This is a genomic window from Arthrobacter psychrochitiniphilus (assembly GCF_003185915.1).
In the GTDB taxonomy this organism is placed as follows: domain Bacteria; phylum Actinomycetota; class Actinomycetes; order Actinomycetales; family Micrococcaceae; genus Specibacter; species Specibacter psychrochitiniphilus.
In genome coordinates this window covers 292,766-311,564 of the sequence record NZ_QHLZ01000002.1, presented here as the reverse complement: position 1 = coordinate 311,564, position 18,799 = coordinate 292,766, and the positions used below count along the sequence as shown (strand labels likewise).

Annotated in this window: 20 protein-coding genes and 1 pseudogene; 7 read left to right on the top strand and 14 right to left on the bottom strand. The window is 61.2% G+C overall.

Annotated elements, in window-relative coordinates; genetic code table 11:
- Positions 1–125: 125 nt before the first annotated feature.
- Genes CVS29_RS04795 through CVS29_RS04785 form a run of 3 tightly spaced genes read right to left on the bottom strand, consistent with a single transcriptional unit; the run spans position 126 to position 1,422 of the window.
- Positions 126–731 (bottom strand): HutD/Ves family protein, encoded by a 606-nt coding sequence (locus tag CVS29_RS04795; RefSeq protein WP_110105190.1) that lies wholly within the window; start codon positions 729–731, stop codon positions 126–128.
- Positions 731–967, bottom strand: a complete 237-nt coding sequence (locus tag CVS29_RS04790; protein WP_110105189.1) for a hypothetical protein — start codon at positions 965–967, stop codon at positions 731–733. Before CVS29_RS04790 ends, CVS29_RS04795 begins: the two co-directional genes overlap by 1 nt.
- A gap of 53 nt (positions 968–1,020) precedes the next feature.
- Complete coding sequence (locus CVS29_RS04785; RefSeq protein ID WP_110105348.1) at positions 1,021–1,422, bottom strand: YccF domain-containing protein; 402 nt, start codon at positions 1,420–1,422, stop codon at positions 1,021–1,023.
- Positions 1,423–1,670: 248 nt separating this feature from the next.
- On the opposite strand from CVS29_RS04785, the gene CVS29_RS04780 reads away from it, so the two are divergent.
- Together CVS29_RS04780 and CVS29_RS04775 are read left to right on the top strand one after the other, a co-directional pair.
- Positions 1,671–2,249, top strand: coding sequence for a hypothetical protein (locus tag CVS29_RS04780; protein WP_110105188.1), 579 nt, complete (start codon positions 1,671–1,673; stop codon positions 2,247–2,249).
- Between the two features lie 6 nt (positions 2,250–2,255).
- Positions 2,256–2,777: a PspA/IM30 family protein gene (locus CVS29_RS04775; protein ID WP_110105187.1), complete on the top strand. Its 522-nt coding sequence runs from the start codon at positions 2,256–2,258 to the stop codon at positions 2,775–2,777.
- 107 nt (positions 2,778–2,884) lie between these two features.
- Here the strand turns inward: CVS29_RS04775 and CVS29_RS04770 are convergent, their stop codons facing one another.
- From CVS29_RS04770 to CVS29_RS04750, 5 genes are all read right to left on the bottom strand, one after another.
- On the bottom strand, positions 2,885–4,558 hold the full coding sequence (locus CVS29_RS04770; RefSeq protein ID WP_245932066.1) for a sialidase family protein: 1,674 nt from the start codon (positions 4,556–4,558) through the stop codon (positions 2,885–2,887).
- Positions 4,559–4,885: 327 nt separating this feature from the next.
- Entirely contained in the window at positions 4,886–5,545 is a 660-nt protein-coding gene (locus CVS29_RS04765; RefSeq protein ID WP_110105186.1) for a pentapeptide repeat-containing protein, read from the bottom strand.
- 47 nt (positions 5,546–5,592) lie between these two features.
- On the bottom strand, positions 5,593–5,910 hold the full coding sequence (locus CVS29_RS04760) for a cold-shock protein (RefSeq protein WP_110105185.1): 318 nt from the start codon (positions 5,908–5,910) through the stop codon (positions 5,593–5,595).
- A 4-nt stretch (positions 5,911–5,914) separates the two neighbouring features.
- Positions 5,915–6,340 (bottom strand): ASCH domain-containing protein, encoded by a 426-nt coding sequence (locus CVS29_RS04755; protein WP_110105184.1) that lies wholly within the window; start codon positions 6,338–6,340, stop codon positions 5,915–5,917.
- Complete coding sequence (locus CVS29_RS04750) at positions 6,337–7,239, bottom strand: DUF4031 domain-containing protein (RefSeq protein WP_110105183.1); 903 nt, start codon at positions 7,237–7,239, stop codon at positions 6,337–6,339. Before CVS29_RS04750 ends, CVS29_RS04755 begins: the two co-directional genes overlap by 4 nt.
- A gap of 87 nt (positions 7,240–7,326) precedes the next feature.
- On the opposite strand from CVS29_RS04750, the gene CVS29_RS04745 reads away from it, so the two are divergent.
- The 3 genes from CVS29_RS04745 to CVS29_RS04735 all read left to right on the top strand — a co-directional run bounded on the left by CVS29_RS04745 (position 7,327) and on the right by CVS29_RS04735 (position 9,165).
- Positions 7,327–8,016, top strand: a complete 690-nt coding sequence (locus CVS29_RS04745) for a ubiquinone/menaquinone biosynthesis methyltransferase (RefSeq protein WP_110105182.1) — start codon at positions 7,327–7,329, stop codon at positions 8,014–8,016.
- An 80-nt stretch (positions 8,017–8,096) separates the two neighbouring features.
- Entirely contained in the window at positions 8,097–8,516 is a 420-nt protein-coding gene (locus tag CVS29_RS04740; protein ID WP_110105346.1) for a GNAT family N-acetyltransferase, read from the top strand.
- 25 nt (positions 8,517–8,541) lie between these two features.
- Entirely contained in the window at positions 8,542–9,165 is a 624-nt protein-coding gene (locus CVS29_RS04735) for a maleylpyruvate isomerase family mycothiol-dependent enzyme (RefSeq protein ID WP_110105181.1), read from the top strand.
- A gap of 83 nt (positions 9,166–9,248) precedes the next feature.
- On the opposite strand, the pseudogene CVS29_RS18800 reads toward CVS29_RS04735, so the two are convergent.
- The 3 genes and pseudogenes from CVS29_RS18800 to CVS29_RS04725 all read right to left on the bottom strand — a co-directional run.
- Positions 9,249–9,551: pseudogene (locus tag CVS29_RS18800) on the bottom strand (GNAT family N-acetyltransferase); the annotation flags it as partial.
- Between the two features lie 18 nt (positions 9,552–9,569).
- The gene (locus tag CVS29_RS18795; protein ID WP_245932064.1) at positions 9,570–9,737 is read right to left on the bottom strand and encodes a hypothetical protein; all 168 of its coding nucleotides are present in this window, start codon (positions 9,735–9,737) and stop codon (positions 9,570–9,572) included.
- Between the two features lie 23 nt (positions 9,738–9,760).
- A complete protein-coding gene (locus tag CVS29_RS04725) occupies positions 9,761–10,558 on the bottom strand; it encodes a MerR family transcriptional regulator (RefSeq protein ID WP_110105345.1) in 798 nt (265 codons plus the stop codon).
- 150 nt (positions 10,559–10,708) lie between these two features.
- Between CVS29_RS04725 and clpB the strand changes: the two genes are divergently transcribed.
- Positions 10,709–13,324, top strand: a complete 2,616-nt coding sequence (gene clpB, locus CVS29_RS04720; RefSeq protein WP_110105344.1) for an ATP-dependent chaperone ClpB — start codon at positions 10,709–10,711, stop codon at positions 13,322–13,324.
- 92 nt (positions 13,325–13,416) lie between these two features.
- On the opposite strand, the gene CVS29_RS04715 is transcribed toward clpB, so the two are convergent.
- A complete protein-coding gene (locus CVS29_RS04715) occupies positions 13,417–15,261 on the bottom strand; it encodes a hypothetical protein (RefSeq protein ID WP_110105180.1) in 1,845 nt (614 codons plus the stop codon).
- A 323-nt stretch (positions 15,262–15,584) separates the two neighbouring features.
- On the opposite strand from CVS29_RS04715, the gene CVS29_RS04710 reads away from it, so the two are divergent.
- Positions 15,585–15,812, top strand: coding sequence for a DUF3073 domain-containing protein (locus CVS29_RS04710; protein WP_110105179.1), 228 nt, complete (start codon positions 15,585–15,587; stop codon positions 15,810–15,812).
- A gap of 177 nt (positions 15,813–15,989) precedes the next feature.
- Here the strand turns inward: CVS29_RS04710 and purM are convergent, their stop codons facing one another.
- A complete protein-coding gene (gene purM, locus CVS29_RS04705) occupies positions 15,990–17,138 on the bottom strand; it encodes a phosphoribosylformylglycinamidine cyclo-ligase (protein WP_110105178.1) in 1,149 nt (382 codons plus the stop codon).
- A gap of 24 nt (positions 17,139–17,162) precedes the next feature.
- Positions 17,163–18,728, bottom strand: a complete 1,566-nt coding sequence (gene purF / locus CVS29_RS04700) for an amidophosphoribosyltransferase (protein WP_110105177.1) — start codon at positions 18,726–18,728, stop codon at positions 17,163–17,165.
- Between the last annotated feature and the right edge of the window lie 71 nt (positions 18,729–18,799).

Genomic DNA, 18,799 nt, shown 5'->3' with positions numbered 1-18,799 from the left:
CACGGCAGGCGGGTTTTTGCCCATGGGCCGCCCCGGCCGAGATCAGGACAAGCATTGATCATACCGAGGCCGGAGGGGTCAGGGTTGAGTGGGGCAAGGAACCCGAACAGTTTTAGCGGCTGGTGCTAGATTGCCGGGTCGATGCTCAGCACGGCCAGGAAGCCGCGGCCGGAAATCTCCGGGGCATCCTCGGAGCCAACCACGGTGTCGAACTTGCCCAGCGCCTCGGTGACGGGCGCAGGGGTGGAGGCTTCGGCGTCGTCCGAGGCAGGCTGGGAATTTGTGGAACCGGGTGAAACCGTGGCCGAGCCCTGCAACAGCACCGCAAACTGGTCTGCGAAGACGGGATGCGGGCGCTTCTTGGACAACTCGATGATGGCCGCATAGCCCTTGAACGCGCCGCGGCGGGTCATGAGGTTCAGATCCTTCAGCGCGCCCGTGGGCAGTGTGGCGGACGTGTCAGCGTCGCCGGAAAAGCGGAAGGGGCGGAATTTTTCCAGAGCCTGCTCAACGCCGTCCACGCTTAGCGCGATGAGCTCACCTTCCACAACGGTGATGATCCGGTCAATGCCGGGCAGCGGCGAAAACGGGCCAGCCTTGGATACCTCGGCCAAACTCAGGCGCCAATCCCACTCTGCGCCGGTGCCGGCGCCTGCCGCGATTTGCCGGGTGATTCCGCCGCCATTGGCCCACGGGGCAGCCTTGAGGGAGGCGTAGCGAATGATCTCCACTATTTTTCGTCCACGCTTTTCTCGCTGTACACGTGCAAGCGTTTGAGGTTTGACGGGCGGCGGCGGAGCTTGCGTTTGTAGTACGACCAGCCGCCCGTAATGGCCAAGGACACGGCGAACGCCAGCACGATCTTCAGGGGCAGCCCAAAACGGGCAAAGGTGAGGACCAGGATCATGGCCGCAAAACTGGCAAAATTGACCAGAATATCTAGCCAGTCGCTTTTCTTAGTGCTCATGGCACCAGCTTACGCGGCTGTACGTTGTCCCAGTGTGCAAGGCTCGTAACCCGCTACCGGTAGGTGCTAACAAAGGGGCGATTGGTGGGAACAATCTCCTTCCCCAACGGCATGAGGGACACCGGGATCATTTTCAGGTTCGCAATGGCCAGAGGGATGCCGATGATGGTGATGGCCATGGTGAACGCCGTGGTGACGTGGCCGATCACAATCCAGATGTCGGCAACAACAATCCAGATGACATTGCCCAGAGTGCTTGCCACGCCGGGCCCGCCTGGTTTGTCCACCACCATGCGGCCAAAGGGCCACAGTGCGTACCCGGCAATGCGGAACGAGGCAATACCCCAGGGGATGGTGATAATGAGGATGCAGCACACAATGCCTGCCAAAAAATAGCTCAGTGCTAGGAAGAAACCGCCACATACTAGCCAAATGACATTCAAGATTGTCTTCATCACACCATTGTGCACTGAGCCACTGACAAACACATCAGGGATGTCCCTGTGCTTCCACCTGAATCTGGCTGCTGGTGTCCGGGTTCGCAGCCTGGTTGTGGGGTAGTTGGGGCAAAATTTTCGCTGCTGGAGCACAGGGTTGGAAAGATGGAAAGCACCCGGATGGAAGCCGGTATAGACCCAGTGGCCGGTGCTACGCTGATTTCTAGGAGCACTCACCCTTCAAGCGTCAGGAGAACGGACAGTTCATGGACCTCGGCACAGTTTTTTTGATCCTCATGCTGGTGATCATCGCCATTGTCCTAGGTGTGGCCATCACTATAGGGGTGTTGATCTCTCGCGGCGTGGTGGGTTTGGTCAAAATTGGCAAGCCAAAATATGAGTCGGCAAAACGCGGCGCATTAAAGGCCCGGGCCGAATCCAGCACTGGACCCGTTGCAGCCATCCTGAAACAGCGGGTGGCCCTCGCTGAATCACTTGATGCCACCCAGCGTTCCCTCGCCGTGGCGCAGTCGAGCGGGCAGTACACGGGCAATCTTGAGTCCATTTTCAACACACTCCAGCAGACCGGCACCGTCATGGAACATCAGCTACTTGTAGCCCAGCGCGAGCCCGATCCCGCAGTCCAAGCGTTGTATGCGAAAACGTTGGCGGGCCAGGTTGAACAGATTACGCTGACGGCCAAGGGTGTCCGGAACGCTCTGGCCAGTGCCGCCGCCCCAGCCGGAAGCGCGGACTTGGGCGACCTCACCCGAACCCTGGAAATTGAAGCCACCATGCTGGCAAACTGGTCCAAAACGTACACCGATCTTGGCCCGGAACAGTAACAATTCATGAGTATTGTTTCCCGGATCAGGGCACTCTTTGGCCACAAGAGTTCCCCCCAGAAGCTCTGGCCCGGTGCCTCTGCCAGTGACTGCGCTCGTGACTCATCCGGTGCACAGCTCAGCGTGACGGAGGCCCAACTCAAACAGCAGGCCGCCGTGCAAAAGATGCGTCGCGGCGTCGCAGATGTTTCCGTCAGCAGACAGCGGCTGGACCTCCAGCGGGCGGATCTTCAAAAGGCTCTGGACGCACTCACCGCCCAGGCGGAGAGATCCAGGCTCGCCGGCGATGAAGGAGCGGTGCAAACCGCACTGGGCAGGCACCACATCATGGGTGAGCAGATGGCTGATCTCATCTCTCAACGGGATGCTCTCGCGGAACAAGAGACCATGCTGATAGCGGCACTCACCCAGTTGCAGGCCCGGGTTTCCGGCTTCAACGTCACGGCGGAAACACTCAAAGCAGCCCACACCTCCGCAGACGCCCACCAGTCCATCGCCAAAGCGTTGCGGGACTTTGACGAGAACTAACCTGCAACCAGACTGCATGTTGCTCATGCACACGGTTTGCTGCGAATGGCGTGCCACTTCAAGTGCTGCGCGTCATTTGGGCCCAAGCGGTGTGCAGAAGCTGCGTCTTAGTGCTCGGTGACATCTCCTGACACCATGTCAAAGGTGAAGCTGTGCAGTGCCCCGGACGTGGCCACACCCGCATCGACACCCATGCTGAACACCAGCGTCAACGAACTGGTGGCAATGTCCGCATCGCTTACCGTGTAATTACTGCTGAACCCGAGCGTGACTCCGGGTTCCAGAGGCTGCCACCCCATAATCGAGGCGTTGCCAGAAGGCCCGCCGTCAAGGAATACGGCCACTGCGGGGGCAGCCACGGTGCCCGTATTATGAATTCGGCCGGCAAAGGCCAGCACATCTCCAGCCTTGTATCCGGGCACCACTGCACCATAATTGAGGTCCTGGGATTCCCGATTGGAGAGGACCTGAGGGGCGTCCTCGGAATAACCCTGGCCCACTTCCTTCCAGGCGGCCGGATCCCAGTCCCCGTCGGTCTGGGACAGTACAAAGCTCTCACCAACACTTTCCCACCGGGCTGGGCGGGCGGGCGTGATGGAGCGCAACACCACATCAAGGGCAATGCCGCGCGATCCGGCGGTGCCAGTGGTGTGCGTCAGGGTAGCGGCGGGGGAGGCGAGCAAGTCCTGGGGATCGATGCTGGTGAACACAATTTCCTGGTAGCCCTGCCGTTCATACAGGACCCCAATCCGGCCATCGGGCAGCCGCGCAGCCGTGGAGTATTGCGAGCTTCCACCGCATAGTTCGAGAGCGAATGGCCAGCTTGCGCCGTTGTCTTGCGAAAGTTTCAGGAGGGTATTGCGGCGCAGGAGCGGGTCATGGTTGTGGGTGGCAATTAGCCAGTTACTGGTCTCAGCGCAGGCCAACTGTGAGACGTTGGGCAGGCCGTCAAAACGGGCCACGGAACCGTTGTCGCTGGGGTCAGGTAGTTCCGGGTGGGGACGTGCCGGCGTCCAGCTTTGGCCGCCATCGGAGGAGGATGCGGTGAGCCGGTGCGGGGTGGCGCGCGAATGCATCAACAAGGTGCCGTCGGCCAGGCACACGGCCTTGTTCTCATTGCCGCCAGCAATGTATTCGCCCAGCGTCCAGCTCTCGCCATGATCGTCACTGTAGGCGCTGGCGGCCTTGATGCTGCCCTCGTGTAGGAGTACGAACTGCTGAATCAGGCGGCCGGCGAAGGGGCCTGTGTGGATTTGAATCCCGGCACCTGCTGCGGCAAAGAGTCCAGTGACGCCGCTGCCCTTGAGCATGGCGGTGAGGCGGCGGTGTTGCCAGGTGGCGCCGTCGTCGTCGGAAAAACTGAGATCTGCGTGTTGAATGGCGTCCGGGTTATCCAGCCCCGGCGCGGCCTCGAAAAAGCCAGCGTGCGTGCCGGCTGCATGGAAGCAGAAAATGCGGCCGGTTTCCACGTCCACGAGCAGGCTCGGATCGCCGTAGCCATCAAGTCCGGTTCCGGTGCGAATGGTTTGCTGTGGTCCCCATGTGGCGCCGTTGTCTGTGCTGCGCCGGATCAACAGGTCTATTGGGTTGGGTAGATCATCCAGATTGGGCCGGCCGTCATAGGCGGCGAGGAGGGTGCCGCGGGGGGAGAGAGCCAGGGCCGGAATGCGGTACTGGCGGTGGCCACCAACGCCCCGGCGGGCCAAGACAACCTCGGCTGTGACGGTTTCTCGTAGGTCATGTTCCGTCAGCTCCGCTGCTGAGGTAGGACGTGGCATCATGAAGTCAGTCTAGCGTTTTCCGCCGTAAACCGGCAGTTTTGTGAGCCATCACCGGAAGTTGCGCTCAGGGGTTCAATGGCCTAGATCCAGCCCTGCTGCTATGCCTTCTCAGCGGCTTTATGGCTTCGGCATTGAGTTTGAGCATGGCTGCGGACAAGCAATTGTGGACCGTTCCCTGTGCGGGCAACGCTGTGCGCCGGCAATGAGCAGCCGGATCCGGTGGTCCCGTTGCCAGCTCGTTGTCTAGGGAAGTTTGGCGGTACTTGGTGTCGAGGAGGCGTTCGGCCAGCTCGGACTTCAGCGCAATGACCTGAAGATGATGACCACTTAGGCGAGCGTGATGCCCAGATGCGCTGCGAAGAGGGGAGCCAGCAGCCCCAGCTGGTAGTCGTCTATCACCACGCCGGCCATGGAACCAATGCCGTGGAGGGTACGGAACTCCGTGCTGCGTAGATCAAGATCCTTCAGCGTGGCCTGTTGGAGATCCAAGGTGCCGATCCGGCAGTTCTTCAGGGACATGCGGGTCACCGTGGCGCCACCTAAATCCAGTTCACCGATGATGGCATCGCTGATCTGCAGGTCAACGATCTTCGATGCGCGCAGGTTCAGGAAGTCGATCTTTCCTCCGTCGATCCGCACTGACTGCCAGCTGCTGTCATAGAGCTCGGCCGAACCCCACCGCGGCGAGGTGACATTGGTGTCCCGCCAGCTGGTGCGCGGGCCCTTCATGACCGGGGCAAAGCTGTCATTGAGTGCCGTGCCACGGAAGCGTACACCGCGCATCTCGGTGTTGTTCATGGTGGGGCGGTTGAGCTCACAGTCAATGAAATCTGTGGACGTCAGGTTTGCCTCGTCAAAGCCGGGACGGTCAAAACGTTCTCCGTCATAGCTCTCTCCAGGGCCAAAGAAGGCATCCTCATTCTCCACGAGATCGTGCAGGTCGAGGGAAGTGAGCCGGGGTGCCTGGGGTGTGTTCTTCGATGCCATGCTCTTAGGCTATCCGGCTGCGGCGGTCTTCGAATTCCGCTACTGCCTCACTCGTCGAAGCGGATGGACAGCCTGGACCGGTAGGTGCCGCCAGGGTTGTTCATGGGGTTCGCCGGTGGCGGGATCACGGCCCGAATACCGTCCCCGGCAGGGGTGGCCGCCTTTGCTCTGAAGCAGAAGCCGTCCTGGTCCGCGGCCTCCCACTCAAAGAGGACCTCCTGTCCGGGACTCAGCGAGAGAAAGCCCGGCGCCTGAAGCCTGACGTCGGCGAAGCTGACCCAGCAACCGCCGGGGGTAACGGGCGAGTCAATGACTCCCCACCCCTCCTCGTCATTCCAGCTGCGGACTGTGCCTGTGGTTACCATGGCGTCAGGGTAGCCGCGAAATGACCGTGAAGCGTTGGAGTACCAGTATGGTGTCATCATTCACCGTGAATTCCGGGTCCTGCATGGCCTGACGCATGTCCGCGGAATGCCAAAACTCCTCATGGCCGGCACGCCACTGGGCCACCGTGGTGAAACCTTCGCCCTCATCTACGGCGTGCGCCAGGTCCACTTCGGCCAGCCGGGCCTGGCGGACTTCCGTCATTTCAATGATGGCAACACCCTTCCCTGCCGAGTCAACCACCACCTCCTGCAGCCCCACGGACGGCAGTTCCTCCTGCTCAATTTCATACTCAATGAGTGTGGCCGTGGTGGATGTCTTGGATCCGTCAAGAACGGCTGCCACAAGCTGGTCCCGCAGCGGGCCCGGGAATGCGAATTCGCAGATGGGCAGGGAACTGAAATCTGTCATGGGGTACTGGATTCCTTCTTCTCGGATATTATTTGATTCAGGTGCGCTAATTCCATGGAGAGATTCCCCTGGGCCTGTTCTGCCCATAATTCCCTGCCCTTTGCCGTTCTGAACAGTGGGTCAAGGGTTAGCAGTTGGAGCACGACGGCGGCCCTCCCCTTTGTGAATTCTTCGTCCGGGACGTGGGTATAATCCCTGCGAACGCCCGCAACGTAGCGGTTGTAGTGCTCGGAGGCTGCGCCCAAAATGGACAGGTCGGCATCGCACAGGAGTGCGCCGGCGTCGTCTCCGGGTGCGGGGGAGTGCGTGGCGGTCAGTCGCACGAGTCGAGCTACCTCAGCCACGTCGGTGTCCGGCAAAACGCCTTCAAGGCACGCCTGTGCCAAAATAGCAGAGCCTTCCTCATCGGTGGCGCTGCCGTTGTAGACGGCGTCGTGGAACCAGGCCGCAAGGGCCACCGTCCGGAGGACGCGGCGTTCGGTCAGCAGCTCCAAGGCCTCCAAAACCGCCAGCAGGTGGGTGGCGGAATGGTAGCTGCGGTGGGGTTCATTCCAGCGGCCCAGCAGCTCAACACCCAAGTTCGCCTGCCCCGGCATGAGCGCCTGCCAGCGGCGTTCGAGCACAGAAGCGACGGACTTGACCCGGTATTTCGCCTTGATGCGCAGACCGGACGCGGCCAGGGTCCGTGCCAGTTCTTTTCCGGAGAGCGGTGTGGCCCCAGCCTCCACGAGAGCGTTGTAAAGCCGCTCCGGGACATCGTAATGGTCCAGGTCAAAGGCTCGCTCGCTCACGCCGTTGGCGGCGGCAAAGGTGTGGAGCTCCGCCACGGACGTGTCTGAGATCAGGTGAGAGAACACTGTTCCGTGTGCCGGCCAGTAGGGCGGATCGATGAAGATCATGGACTCAGCTTATGCCGGTGACGTGAACTGCAGCCGCCCCACATAGACTTTCCTTTAGTCCAATAATTCAAGTGAAGACCGGCGGCTATGCGAAACGAAGACTCCAGCGTCCAGGCGACATTCAATAACATCGCGCGGCGTTATGACCTCATGAACAAGCTCATGACACTGGGTTCGCACCGGCGCTGGTGCCGTGAGGTGGCCATTTACGCCACCGGCCGCGGCGGGCAAAGATTCCTGGACCTGGCCACGGGAACAGGCGTCATTGCCCGGGCCGTGCTCGCGCAGAGTCCTGATAGCACCGTTGTGGGTGCTGATTTTTCCGAATCCATGCTCAATGTTGCCCGTGCGGGGGAGGGCAATGAAGGCATCGAATGGCAGTTTGCTGACGCCCATGAGCTCCCCTTTGAGGATGCCGAGTTCGACGGCGTCACCCACGGTTACCTGCTCCGGAACGTGAGCGATCTGGACCGGGTCCTGAACGAGCAGTTCCGTGTTCTGAAGCCTGGCGGCGTTGTCGTCGCGCTGGAGTCCTCACCTCCTGCCGGCATTCTTGCCCCGTTCATTCGCACCGGCATGCGCGTTGTCATCCCCACGCTCGGCACCGTCATTGGGCGCGACCGTGAGGCCTACCAATATCTTGTTGGCTCAACCTTGGGTTTTTTGACTCCCGAGGCGCTGAAACTGCGCTTCGAGCAGGCCGGCTTCACCGATGTTGGCGTGAAACCGAAATTTATGGGCACCAACATGATTTGGACGGCACGCAAGCCCCGCTAAGAGCCGCCCGGTCCCGCCATAGCGCGTGAGTGCTTATCCCGAAAACGTCTTAGAGAATGGGAGCCAAGAACATGGACCCGATGAGCACAGTTGAATGGGTGGCAGGGCCGCCTGCCCTCGAGGATTACCTGGCCCAGCGCAAGGATGCTGGACTGTCACAGAAGACTCCGGAGCAGGGTGCCGCTGCGCTGACCGGCAGCTGGTACTTTTGCCATATTCGGGAAAGAGTCACCGGCCGGGCCGTGGCCATGGGCCGCGTCATTGGCGACGGCGGCTGGTACTTCCATATCGCTGACATGGCCACACTGCCTGAATTTCAGGGGCAGGGCTTGGGGCGCCAAGTCATCGATGCGCTGGTCGCACACATTCGTGCGCACGCTCCGGAAAATCCCTACATCACGTTGATCGCTGACCCGCCGGGCAGGCGCCTGTACGAGAAGGTAGGCTTCACCGAAATCAATCCCTCCCGCGGCATGGAACTGCCCTGGGTCCGTAAGTGAGTAGTCGAGAGAGGCTGATGCCAGCATGAATCTTGAGGAAAATCCGGAACGCGCCGCCCAGTTGTGCCGTGAGGCGCAACAGCGCCTGATGCTTCGAGTGTCAGGGCTAGGTGACGGGGACGTACGGGCCCCGAGCCAGCTACCCGGCTGGACCGTGGGCCACGTACTGACCCATCTGGCCCGCAACGCAGACGCCCACGCGCGGCGCCTGACCGGTTCACTGGCTGGACTGGACGTGCCGAAGTATGAAAACGGACCCGAGCAGCGCAGCAGCGAGATTGCAGCCGGCGCCGAGCGCCCGGCGGTGGAGATGCTTGCGGACCTCAAAACCAGCATGGCGAACTTGGAGGACGTCTTTTCCCGGTGTTCCGCTGCGGGCTGGCCCAACGGACACCTGCTGGGTGGGGGCGCCTACGGGGCCGCGGCCTGTCCCGCGCACCGTCTCCGTGAAGTGGAGGTTCACCACGTCGATCTTGGGCGGGGGTATACGCCGGCGGACTGGCCTGATGAATACGTTGACTGGGACCTGCAGGTTTTACTTGACACCGTCCCCGAACGGCTCAGCGCAGCCCGCAACCGTCGTGCATTCATGGCGTGGCTGGCCGGGCGCGGCCCTATGGATCCGCAGGCGCAGTTGGACCCCTGGTAGGGGATCCTGTTGCACGGGAGAGCAACTGGCTAAATGAGGATGTCTTCCCAATCAAACCCGGTCACGGTGCCGCTCTCCCAGTCTTATCGCAGGATGGCGTAGGCGATGGAGGCAACATGGCCGCCGCTGTTTGTAGGCCACGCCAGTCTGTAGTGCGCTTCCTTGAGGAAGTCTGCTCGGATGAAGGTTTTCCGCATTGCGATGTTGTCTTCGCGGGTTTGTCCCTCGAATCGCACTGTCTCCGGCATGGACGTGAAAACAAGTTTGCACAGTGCGCGAAGGACTGCCAGCCCAAGGCCCTTGCCTCGTTGCGATTCGTCAAGGCGGAGATCAAAGAGGGGTGCAGCTCCCTCTTTAAGATCTTCCAGTGCAACCATGCCGACTTGCTCGCCGTTATTCGTAACCTAATACCCTTGGGTGTCGGGGTTCCAAAATCGGCCCTTTTCAATGCTGGCGCGAATGGAAGCAGCTTCCGGTGTGGCTTGAACATGGAAAGGGAAGTGATTGCCCGCCAGGAAACGGACCACCTCGTCGGTGTCGGAGGGTGTCATTGCGGTGAATTCGATGGGCATGGTCCGAGCCTAGCGCCTGGCGTTCAGCCCTGAAACTCCCGCTCCACATACGCCGTCAGGGCATCCCGCACAAATGCCGCCCCTTCTGCCCCGCCGTAGTTTGCTACGAACCGTTCATCGGCAACGTACATCTCCGCCAACCCCAGCACATATCCGCGAACATCGGCAGCCGAGCCACCCGTGCCTCCCGGGCTGGCAGAGGTGGTGACCGCCGCGGGGGTGCCGGGAACTGAACTCAACCACTCAACGTGGCGCCGTGCCAGCTCCTGCGCCGCGTCAGATTCCGGCGAAACGCCGCTGGAGAAAGCAGTAATCCAGTCGTGGTTCAAAGCCGCCACCTGCTCCTTCCATCCCACCTGACCTGCGGCATACTTCGCGCGCCACCACGCGTCGGAGCTGGCGTACGCCTCCTTGCCCCAGCGCTGCTCCACCTCGTCCCTGTACTGGGTGTGGTCAAAGCCGTCAAACATGTCCTGTGCCATGATCGCCTCTCCTTGTTCCTCTGCTGTAATGGTTTTTTCGACGGAAACTATCAACCGTGCCACCCGTTTCTGCTCGGTGCGCAGCCACGCCACATGGGAGCGCAACGCTGCAGCGGGCGAGGTTTCCTGCTCGAGCACCGCGGCAATTGCCGGCAGACCCAGTCCCAGTTCGCGCAGCAGCAAGATGCGCTGGAGCCGCCCCAGGGCGCCCTGGTCGTAGTGCCGGTACCCGTTGGCAGCAATCCGGCTCGGCGGCAGCAGTCCAATGGCATCGTAGTGGCGCAGCGTGCGGCTCGTGACACCTGTTAGGACGGCCAGTTCCTGAATTGAAAGTTCCATAAAATCCACCGTAGAGGTTGACGCAGCGTCAATGTCAAGAGCAATTTCGCTCACGGAAAAATCATTGGAACAACTTCCGCAAGAACCAAGTTGAGCGTAGTAGACTCAACTTTACGAGCAGTGAGTTACCAACCGATGAAAGGACCCCTCTTGGACGCCAAATTCACCACAAAGAGCCAGGAGGCTCTTTCCTCCGCCGCCATGAACGCCTCTACTGCCGGGAACCCGGCGGTAGAGCCCGCTCACCTACTGAAGGCCCTCATGGACCAGCGCCAAGGCGTTGCCGTTGCGCTCCTGAAAGCCGCCGGGGTAGACCCGGATGAGGTCAGTGTCGGTGCCAGCGCCGCCATTCGCACCCTCCCGTCGTCGTCCGGGACTTCCGTGGCGCAGGCTCAGCTCAGCCGCAACACCTTGATCGCAGTCCAGGGCGCACAGCAGGCCGCCGAACGCATGGGGGACAGCTACGTCTCCACCGAGCACCTGCTGTTGGGTTTGGCGGACGACGCCGGAGCGACGGGAAGTGCCCTGCGCCAAGCCGGTGCCACCCGGGCCGCGCTCGACGCCGCGCTGCCTTCCGTGCGCGGCGACGGTAAGGTCACCACCCCGGATCCGGAGAACACCTTCGAGGCGCTGGCGAAGTTCGGCGTTGACATGACAGCCATTGCCCGGACCGGCAAGCTTGACCCGGTGATTGGCCGTGATGCTGAGATCCGCCGAGTCATTCAGGTGCTGAGCCGGCGCACCAAAAACAACCCCGTGCTCATTGGCGAGCCCGGCGTGGGCAAGACCGCGGTAGTGGAGGGCCTGGCCCAGCGCATGGTGGCAGGAGATGTGCCGGAATCGCTGCGCGGGAAGACACTGATTAGCCTTGATTTGTCCGCCATGGTGGCCGGAGCCAAATATCGCGGCGAGTTCGAGGAGCGTCTGAAAGCAGTTCTGGAGGAAATTAAGGCCTCCGACGGTCAGATTGTGACGTTCATCGATGAGATTCATACCGTGGTCGGTGCAGGTGCCTCTGAAGGCGCCATGGATGCTGGCAATATGCTCAAGCCCATGCTGGCCCGCGGGGAATTGCGTCTGATCGGCGCCACCACACTGGATGAATACCGCCAAAACATTGAGAAGGATCCGGCTCTGGAACGCCGCTTTGCACAGGTGTACGTTGGCGAGCCCAGCGTTGAGGACACCATCGGCATCCTGCGCGGACTCAAGGAACGCTATGAGGCACACCATAAGGTGGCCATCGCCGACTCCGCCCTCGTGGCAGCGGCAAACCTTTCCAACCGCTACATCAGTGGCCGCCAACTGCCTGATAAAGCCATTGATCTCATGGATGAGGCTGCGTCCCGGCTGCGCATGGAGATTGATTCGGCGCCGGAAGAGATTGACCAGCTGCGCCGCGCCGTGGACCGGCTGACCATGGAAGAGCTCGCGTTGTCCGGGGAGACGGACCCGGCTTCCATTGAGCGCCTGGAAGCCCTGCGGGCTGACATGGCGGACAAGAAGGAGGAGCTCAGCGGTTTGAACGCGAGGTGGGAGGCTGAAAAAGCTGGTCTGAACCGCGTGGGTGATTTGAAGGCGAAGCTTGATGAGCTGCGTTCCGTGGCGGACAAGGCCCAGCGCGATGGCGACCTCGAGCAGGCATCACGCATTCTGTACGGTGAAATACCGGCGCTGCAGCGTGAGTTGGAGGCGGCCGCTGCCGAAGAGGAGTCCGCTGACAAGGCAGAGTTGATGGTGGCCGAGGAGGTGACGGCAGATGACATTGCCGAGGTCATTTCCGCCTGGACAGGTATCCCTGCCGGGCGCATGTTGCAGGGCGAAAGCCAGAAGCTGCTGCAGATGGAACAGGTCCTGGGCTCACGCCTGATCGGCCAGAGCGCTGCCGTGACCGCCGTGTCCGACGCCGTCCGCCGCGCCCGTGCCGGCATCAACGACCCCGACCGGCCCACTGGTTCCTTCTTGTTCCTGGGCCCCACGGGCGTGGGTAAGACGGAGCTGGCGAAGTCGCTGGCCGACTTCCTCTTTGACGACGAGCGCGCCATGATCCGCATCGACATGTCTGAGTACTCGGAGAAGCACTCCGTCTCACGTCTGGTGGGTGCCCCTCCCGGATACGTGGGATACGACGAGGGCGGGCAGCTGACGGAGGCCGTGCGCCGTCGCCCGTACTCAGTGGTGCTGTTGGATGAGGTGGAGAAGGCTCACCCGGAAGTCTTTGACATCCTGCTACAGGTGTTCGACGACGGCCGGCTCACCGATGGTCAGGGCCGCACGGTGGACTTCCGCAATGTCATCATTGTGCTGACGTCCAACCTTGGCTCGCAGTTCCTGGTGGATCAGACTCTGAGCGATGACGAGAAGCACAGGGCGGTGATGAGCATTGTGGAGGCCTCATTCAAGCCCGAGTTCCTAAATCGCCTCGATGAGATTGTGATGTTTGATGCGCTCACTGTGGAGGAGCTCTCGCGAATTGTTGAGTTGCAGGTGCAGGCGTTGTCCGCTCGCCTGTCCGAACGGCGTCTGAGCCTGGAGGTTACGGATGCCGCGAAGGCATGGCTGGCGCTGACAGGCTACGACCCCGCCTATGGTGCCAGGCCGCTGCGCCGTCTTGTGCAGCGCCAGATCGGGGACCGGTTGGCGAAGGAGATCCTGGCTGGCTCCATCGTCGACGGCGACACCGTCCTGGTGGATACTGCTGCTGACTTCGACGAACTGGACATGGGCTCGTCTGCGGGAGCTGGCCTGACGCTGCGCCGGAAATAGCCAGAGCCGTCCCGCTGGTTGAGTCTGTGACCCGCTGGTTGAGATTGACGAAACCAGGTTTCGTCAATCTCAACCAGCGGGGTTTCGCTGCTCTACTCGGTGAGTGAGATTTTCAGTGGGTTGCCGCCACGTGTGTCGAGAACCAGGCAGTCCACTCGGCGATCGCCCGAGTCTTTCCAGGTGGTTTCCGTTGGGTAGGCCGACATCTGCTTGAGCGTCTTGATGGTGGCTGCCTCCGTGGTCAGCTGGACGTCGGAGCAGACTTCCCCAGCCTTGGCTTTGAGCGCATCTACACCAGGGAACTCGTCACTGTCGCCGTAGTAGTAGGCCCCTACCAGCTGGGCGCCGTGAGGGGTGTCGCAGTAAACCACATCAGCGGGAGAGGAAGCATTCGTGAAGCCACGGAGGCAGTCGCCTTCAAGCCACTTCAGCGGTGAAACCTGAGACAAGATCACGTCCGCATCCGTGCCGGGGTCAGCTCCGGGTGCGGGGTCACCAGAAGCCCCGGGATTAACTTTTTGTTCCTGCGACTGGGCTGTGGTTGGAGCGCTGCCGGGGTCCGATTTGGAGATAGTGCCCAGAAAACTAACTAGCAGCCAACCCAGCAAGCCCAGTAAGGCTAGGCCAAGCAGGACAATACCCAAAATGATGAAGAGCTTCTTGTTGCCTCCGTCACCGGGTCCGTTAGGGCCGCCGAACTGGCCGGGTCCCTGGAGGCCCTGGGGACCGCCAAACTGACCTGGTGCCTGGGGACCGCCAAACTGACCTGGTGCGGGTGGTATGCCTGGCCCAGCTTGCTGTCCCGTCTGCGGGGCGCCACCGAAAGCGGGTGCGCCGTGCTGGGATGGTGCCCCATAAGGCTGCTGCCCCGGAGTGCCAGCTTGGCCGTAGGGGTTGGCCGCAGCGCCGTTTGGCTGATCCTGCGCCGGAGCGCCGGGCTGCCCGTACGGGTTTTGCTGGCCAAAGGCCGGGGGAGCGGCTAAGGGTACATCGGGGATGGACGGGACTGAAGTCGCAGCCGCACCAGCAGCTGCCGCTGCTGCATCGGCTTCGCCGCGCGCCATCTGGGCAGGAGACTGCCAGGCGCCAGCCTTGGGCTGCCATGGCGTCGCCGACTGCTGCCACGGGGTTTCAGGGCGGCGCCAGCCGTGGCCATCGGCAATGCCTGGACCAACGTGTGGTGGGGTTGGCGGGGCCGCAACTGTTGCGGACTCGGCAGCCGGCTGGGCGTCGCCCTGCACATGTTCCGGCGTGGCTGGTAGCTGTTCGCCGAGCGGTTCGCCCGGGGATGCAGGGGCATGACCCTGCTCCGCTGAAGCCGGAGGCTGGGTTGGAGCAGGTGGCTCGAAGCTGGCGGGTACGTCCGGCTTATCCAGGGAAAGCAGAGGCTCGTTCTTGGATTCTGCTGCTTGCGACCAAGGATTGTTCGAGACCGGAGGTTGGCTGAAGTCTGTGCGCAGCACAGTGGTGGCGCTGTCCCAGTCAATCGGCTCGGCCACCTCAGTCGGCTCGGTTCCTTTACTCGGCACAGCCTCCTCGTTGCTCCCAGAGGTAGCGGCCACCTCTGGGCTCAGGGTGGAAGCGGGTGACTCGGCCATCTCAGGCCTATGAGCGGCAGTGGGCTCAGTGAAGGGGTTGTGGGTGGGTGCGTTACGGAAGTCCGGGATGGGCGGGGCGTTCTCCCCGAGACCGGTAGCAACACCTTGGGCTGCCAGCTGGGCCTCATGCTCAACGCGGGCGGCTTCTTTTTCCGCAGCTTCGAGATCCGCGCTCTCAACAACGTCTTCGCTGATGATGGCGGCATCTAGCTGCGGTTCCGCGAACTCGTAGTCGGAACCGGAGACTTCTTCAGAAGCGGACGCGGCGGATGGCTGACCATGCTCAGGGGGAGGGCCTTGTGGAGCGCCTTCTTCGTTGGCGTTACTGCTCTCGTTCATGGGGCTAACCTTCCGTGCTGCGTCCAAAAGTGGCACAAAAACTATGGATTGAAGTGGGAGTGTGCCACGTAGAGCAATCGCTTTCGCGAGCATTCAGGCACCCTGACCTGGCAAAAAGTACGGTCTATACGTGACTCTACCGAATAATGACTGCGCTTTAAGGCTAATGCACTGTTTGGCTATGGGCAGAACAGCCCATAGGCGGACACGGAGGGCGCAGAACTAATGTAATCTAGAAGTACGACAAATTGACCGAATATTCCGGAGCCTCGCTCTTAGCCCGAGCGACTACCTCCGGTCCAAGTGTAAAAGGGGGTCACGCCATGGGGCGCGGCCGTCAAAAGGCGAAGGCAACCAAGCAGGCTCGGGACATTAAGTATTACTCCCCGAACACTGATTATTCTGCTCTGCAAAAAGAGCTTGGTGCGACTACTCGGCGAGCCCCGAGCCATCACACTGAGATTCCTGCAGAGCCGGACTATTCGGCATATGAAGACAAGTATGCGGATCCGTTTGATGACGATGAGGTAGACACCCGCCGCATTGGCTAGGACCGTCTAAAGTACCATCCGCAACAAGCCCTGCATGACACACCGCAAATTTGCTGGTGTGACGTGCGGGGATTTTGTTGTTCCCAATCGCTCCCGTAAAAAAATGATCCCGATCCCGCTTTCTGGCACCGGAATTCCGGTGTCAGAAAGCGGGATCGGGATCATTTCCCGAAAAACTTACAGGGCGTAGTTGCCAACCAGGCGAACGGCGCCGCCATCAACACCCTTGGCGCCCTGCGTGTAATCCGGACCTGACTTATCCGAGTCGGAGGACTCAGCCGTCACGGTGCCCATAACCCACGCGGGCAGGCCACGTGAGTTCAGGCGCTCCACAGCGGCGTCCGCTGCATCGGCGGAAACAACAGCAACCATGCCCACACCCAGGTTCAACGTGCGCTCAAGATCGGCCAACGGCACGTTGCCCAGCTGCGAAACCAGGTTGAAGATGGCAGGAAGGCTCCAGGTGGAGCGGTCAACCGTGCCGATGAGGCCCTGCGGCAGCACGCGCGCCAGGTTGGCAGCTAGGCCGCCACCGGTAATGTGGCTGAAACCGTGAACAGCCTTTTCCTGCGTGACCGGCAGGTAGCGGGTCAGATCCAGGCAGTCGGCTGCGTAGACGCGGGTGGGCTCCAGTAGTTCCTCACCCAGGGTGCGGCCAAGCTCCGAAACTTGACGTTCCAGGGCCCAGCCTGCGTGGTTGATGACGCGGCGAACCAGTGAGTAACCGTTGGAGTGCAAACCTGAGGACGCCATGCCGATGATGACATCGCCGGCACGCACCCGTTCCGGACCAAGCAGCAAATCAGCCTCGACGACACCCGTGCAAGCACCTGCGACGTCGTACTCATCCGGGGCCAGCAGGCCGGGATGCTCGGCAGTCTCGCCACCAACCAACGCAGTTCCGGCAACCTTGCAGGCCCCGGCAATGCCGCGCACAATGTCAGCCACGCGCTGCGGAACAACCTTGCCGGTGGCAATGTAGTCGGTCATGAACAGTGGTTCGGCACCAACCACCACAATGTCATCGACAACCATGCCCACAAGGTCGTAACCGATGGTGTCGTGGATGTCCATGGCTTGCGCAATGGCAACCTTCGTCCCCACACCATCGGTGGAGGTGGCCAACAGTGGCCTCTTGTACGTCAGTAGCTTGGAGACGTCGTAGAGGCCGGCGAACCCGCCGAAACCACCTACAACGGATGGACCGTGGGTGGCCTTGACGGCTTCTTTCATTAGTTCTACGGCGAGGTCGCCTGCTTCGGTATCAACACCGGCGCTGGCATAGGTGATTGCCGGGGCAGCCGAATCATGGGAGGCGTTGTTCATGGCGTCTCTTTTCTAGGGAATGCTCTAAGAACCGTTGGATGCGGTGCGGTCTTGCTCGGTGAGGATGTTTTCCAGCTCCGAGTCAGGGCCCGGATCGCAACCGGTGGAGGGTGTGGCGTTGCCAGCCTTGGTGCGCTCGAGCAAGTTCTTGCCCAAACGGTCGCTGGAGGGAAGTTCAATGGGGTACGTGCCCGTGAAGCAGGCCGTGCACAGGCGTTCGCGTGGCTGATTGGTTGCATTGATCATGCCGTCTTCGGAGATGTACTCCAAGGAATCGGCGCCAATGGACTTGGCAATCTCATCCACGGCTGCACCGTTGGCAATCAGCTCCGCACGGGAGGCGAAGTCGATGCCGTAGAAGCATGGCCAGCGTACGGGCGGTGAAGAGATCTTCACGTGGACCTCGGCGGCGCCGGCTTCCTTGAGCATGCGCACCACGGCGCGCTGAGTGTTGCCGCGGACGATTGAATCATCCACAACCACAATGCGTTTGCCGCGAATGACGGATTCAAGGGCGCTGAGCTTGAGCTTGATGCCGAGCTTGCGCAAGGTATCGCTGGGCTGGATGAAGGTACGGCCAACGTAGGCGTTCTTCACGAAGCCGTGGGCGAAGGGGATGCCTGATTGTTCGGCATAGCCGATGGCCGCCGGTGTCCCGGATTCCGGGACGGGAATGACCAGATCGGCGTTGTAGTGGCTTTCGCGGGCCAGCTGGCGGCCCATTTCCACACGAGACTCGTAAACGGAGCGGCCGGCAATGGTGGCATCCGGGCGGGCCAGGTATACGTACTCGAAAACGCAGCCGGCAGGAGTTGCCGGGGCGAAGCGCTGGGTGCGGACGCCGTCTTCATCGATCGCGATGAATTCACCGGGTTCGATTTCACGGATCAGCGAGGCACCAATGGTGTTCAGGGCGGCGTCCTCGGAGGCCACTACCCAACCACTTTCCAAGCGTCCCAGAACCAGCGGGCGAACGCCGTGCGGGTCACGTGCGGCGTACAGGGTGTGCTCGTCCATGAAGACAAAGCTAAACGCGCCGTGGATCTTGGGCAGCAATTCCATGGCAGTCTCTTCAAGAGAGGAGCCCTCTTTGCCACGCAGCAAGGTGGTGACCAGCGCAGTATCGGTGGTGTTTCCCTGAGCCATTTCACCCGCAGTGGGAACACCGTACTGGGCAATGACCATCTCATGCAGTTCAGCAGAGTTGGTCAGGTTGCCGTTGTGCGCCAGTGCTACGGTGCCGCTACCGGTTGCCCCCAAGGTGGGCTGAGCGTTGGCCCAATTGGCCGCACCCGTAGTGGAGTATCGACAATGGCCCACAGCCATGTGTCCGGTCAGGGTGTTCAGTGTGGGTTCGTCAAAGACCTGGGATACGAGCCCCATGTCCTTGTACACACTGATCCGCTTGCCGTCGCTCGTTGCGATGCCAGCCGATTCCTGCCCACGGTGCTGTAATGAATACAGCCCGTAATAGGTTAGTTTTGCAACCTCTTCACCGGGTGCCCAGATGCCCAGAACGCCACAAGCGTCCTGAGGTCCCTTTTCGCCGGGTAAAAGATCATGGGATAGTTTTCCGTCTCCGCGTGCCACGAGAAAATTATCTCATGTAAATTCGGCTCGCTCTAACCGGGTCTCAAGTGCGCGCAATGCGTGCTAGGTCC